Here is a 3,860-nt window from a genome sequence, read left to right on the forward strand (position 1 = left end):
TAAACTACCTGACTCCAAAACAATACCGGGAGTACTATGCCTAAAATGAATGACGAAAAATTAGAAATCGTGTCTACTTTTAGTTGACTAGTGCAGTAAAACCTTCTAGACTATCTAACCACAAAAAATCCTACGGAATTCCAAGTACAAATACTCTTTTCTTCCGTAAAACCATTCCAAACTACAAAAATGACTACGTAACAACAAGTCACAATCAACTATTCTTCCGTAATCCAAGCCCCCTCACCATTAAATGAGCTGTAGCCACCGCCACAATCCCAGTTTCAAGCCTGCTTGAAACAAAAGACATACATAAAAAAGACCCAGCCCCTGCAAAAGCAGGGGCTGGGCCCTTATTATGTCATTGACTTAACAAATGGCAAATTACTTGTTTGCAACACAAAACTGCTTGCAGTTTTGCTGGGCTTGTCCCATTGTTGCAATCTGCAATTGCAAACTATTTGTTTGCAATTGCAGCCTGAACTGGTGTGTCAAGTAACGACACTTTTTAACGCCTATGCATTAACCAAATGTTTTTCAATAAAAGAACATACATAATCCACTATATCCTTCCAGCTTTCAGTATTGGCATAATAGTTCTTTTTTACAAAGTATTCCCACTCTGATGACAAGTCTTCGCTTTCCCTTATCTGATTTATAAGAATTTGAATTCTATCTTCATCAAACTCTGTTCCACGCTTTTTACATGTGGCTTTAAAAGCCTTTCTTAGAATATCTTCTGAGTATCCAATCTGTCTAGAAATAGAATAAATATCGAAAAAATCTCTCATCCTCGTATTTGCAACATTTCGTGCAAGCACAGTCTGTAGCTTTTCAGCTAACAAAGTTTCAACATTATACGAACAAAGCTTTATGGTTCGTTTCTCGAACATAAGCTGATATTCATATTCAATATTCCTTGGTGTTATTACATCATCAGTAGAAATATCTATTTTAAAAGGCTGTTTTATCTTTCCTAAATACCCATTAAGTTGAATACGAATTCCTGGATATTCAAATTCATCCATAATAGAATTAATAGAAGAAACCTCAAAAGTTACGTTATCTTCAATATCAATAGAACAAATATCATTAACAATTCTAGTAATATCATCAATTGTTAATGGTAATGCCCTCACAGTGGTATCAATGTCCATTGTTGATCTCATGTCTATTCCAAGTAAGGATGCAGCCAGCATTCCTCCCTTTAGAATAAACTGATCCTTGTAATCAGAATGTGCAACTCGTTCTAAAAATCGCTCCATAAAAAATATACGAATATAAGCTTTGGCTATATCATTATTACCACCTGAAATATTCCTAACCTTCGCTTTCAGCTGATCTGGTGAATTAATCAAATCATTACCTCCAAATACTTCTTAATATCCTGTTTTATATTCAATGCTGTCGCATATTCTAACAGTTTAGAATAGTCAACATTTTCTTTTCTAAAAAACTCTTTCAATGCTGTTTGATATGTTTGGACATCATAAAATTTTCTGTTTTTTACCATATCGCAGATGCTCCGTTCCATATTATATACGCTTACATCATGTCCATAGTTAGTCTCAATTTGAGTCTTACCCAGTCCATATAAAGAGTCCCTCTCTTTATGAACAATAATCCCCTTATCTCGTAACCTTTGGCCGCTAAAATTTGCTGGCACACTGACTGTAATATTACTGTATTCTCGATCTACCAACAAATGCAAATACAATGCTGTTTCTCCAGAAAAAATAGCTTTCGGATAGGCTCTACATAAAATAAATAATTCATCCGGCCATGTCTCAGGAGAAATATACACACCTTGCGCCACTCGTTCGTATCCATTATCTTTTACATACTGCGCTAGCCATGTTTTTGAAATTCCAGCCGCAACAACATCTGATGTAAAAATATAACCATCTTTATTCAGCTTTTCAATTAATTCGAATTTGCTCATATATTATCCTCACATTTTACCTTCGTAACCCAATTATATCATTAGGGGTTACAAAAGTAAACTTTTAATACACATTCCCAATGCGCCAAGCAAAACCTAAACCTATTGAAAATATACACAAAACAATATAATATAGTAGCAACAGTACTCGACACGCCTCTTAACAATGCGGACCACGTCGGGTCATTTTAATTTAAGGAAGATTAATAGTTTAAAGCTCATGGGTTTCACAAATGATTGGAAATCCTATTTACTATTTGATCTTACTGAAGATGACGAGCAATAATCTCGTCATCTTTTTATTATCCTCTTTTTTTCTGCCACTCCTCCAATAATTTGATAATAGTCTCCTCCATCTGTCTAGGCGTATAAGACTTCGGAAAGTACTTCTTTAATATGTCATGCTTCAAAACAACACGATCGACATCCTGCTTCTTCTCTTCTGATAAAATCTCATACATATCTTCCTTCGTTAACTCTCCTAAAAGAGCTAGTTTTTTCAACCGCTGCGCTTGAGACAAAGATGGAATAGCCTGTGCATAGTCAATCGCTGATAGTAACTCTTTCTGCTGTTTATCGTCCAAAAAAGAAAGTTCGTATGCCGGGTTAAATCCCATAAGTTTGTCATCTACTAATTGAAGAAGTTCCGGATTCAAAAATGTAAGCCGAATGTAACGTTGAATGTTTCTAGCATTTTCACCAACCGCCTCAGCTATTAACTCCCTCGACTTCTTCCCATTAAAATGGTGGCCAATTTGGCCACCATTTTTTGCGGGTCTTCCGGCCTGCCTCTTCATCGCCTCCAGCTTCATCTTAAAAGCAAATGCTCTCTCACTCGGAAGAATTTCCTCCCTCTGTAAATTACTATCCACCATAAGAATTGTGGCTGAATCATCATCCATATCCCTGATAATACAAGAAAGTGATTCAAATCCAAGCTTTTTACATGCATAATGTCGTCTATGTCCGGACAATATTTCAAATTCCCCATTATTATCTGGTCGTACAATAGCCGGTTGCAAAACACCAACTTCTTGAATAGACTTCATCACATTATTCATATCAGCATCATCCCTGACCTTAAATGGATGGTTTCGAAATGGATGCAACTTTTCCAGTGGAATAATAACCACTGTCTCACCTTGAGTTTTCACTCCCCCCTTTCCTTCTCTTTTACCATTTTGATTTTTAGTTCTTTCGTAGTTCACAGCCTACCTCCTTAAATAATAATTTTTCAATCAAAATGGTATAGAAAAAGAGCAGTTGTCTTTCGATAACTGCTCAATGTTATGTTCACTATTCAATTGTTAGATTTCTACAAATTCGAATTTGTCTTTCCCGTGCAAATCGTTCTAGTTGCTCTGCCTTCTCTAAACGTCCTAGCTTTCTATAGGCTTCAGCTTCATATGAAAGTTTCAACACCGGAACCTGATATCCATTCCAATCAACATAATCAAGCAATGTATCTAGCGGGATGATGTTCTCCCATTCATCGGCTGGCTTCTTTTGAATATCTCCCATAACCTCAACTTCCATTCCATCAACTAAAAACTTTCCGAAGTGAGATCTAATCTTTTCATTACCACTAAAGGTTACAGGCTGTACCTCGTACTCCTTTAACAACTCGCCTAAGATATAAGCCGTTGCTTCATCAGTCTGAATATCTATATCGTGAGGCTTATAATCCATCCCCTGAAGTGCAAAAGATGTACTTCCTGTTAATCCCCAGCAAACATCCTTACCGGAATCATGTAATAGCATACATATCTTTAGCAATACTTTTTCATGTAATTCTGTAAGCATTGTGTCACTCCTACAAACAACGATTCTTAATATATAAGTAGAGACTTTTATAGCCTCTGCTCTTTTTATATGATGAAGGTGATTGGTCTGACGTAATCTTCGATTGGGACATAAC

Annotated in this window: 4 protein-coding genes; all 4 read right to left on the bottom strand. The window is 36.2% G+C overall.

Annotated features, from left to right (window positions below; all coding sequences use genetic code 11):
- Window positions 1-515: 515 nt before the first annotated feature.
- A complete protein-coding gene (locus BLR54_RS14755) occupies window positions 516-1,358 on the bottom strand; it encodes a nucleotidyl transferase AbiEii/AbiGii toxin family protein (RefSeq protein WP_090422405.1) in 843 nt (280 codons plus the stop codon).
- A complete protein-coding gene (locus BLR54_RS14760; protein WP_090422407.1) occupies window positions 1,355-1,942 on the bottom strand; it encodes a type IV toxin-antitoxin system AbiEi family antitoxin domain-containing protein in 588 nt (195 codons plus the stop codon). Before BLR54_RS14760 ends, BLR54_RS14755 begins: the two co-directional genes overlap by 4 nt.
- A gap of 302 nt (window positions 1,943-2,244) precedes the next feature.
- Window positions 2,245-3,096: a ParB/RepB/Spo0J family partition protein gene (locus BLR54_RS14765; RefSeq protein ID WP_442960234.1), complete on the bottom strand. Its 852-nt coding sequence runs from the start codon at window positions 3,094-3,096 to the stop codon at window positions 2,245-2,247.
- A gap of 142 nt (window positions 3,097-3,238) precedes the next feature.
- Window positions 3,239-3,860, bottom strand: a 622-nt coding sequence (locus BLR54_RS14770; RefSeq protein WP_207645288.1) for a nucleotidyltransferase domain-containing protein, incomplete at its 5' end; no start/stop codon positions are given.

This window comes from Pseudobutyrivibrio sp. YE44 (assembly GCF_900104335.1).
Classification (GTDB): domain Bacteria; phylum Bacillota; class Clostridia; order Lachnospirales; family Lachnospiraceae; genus Pseudobutyrivibrio.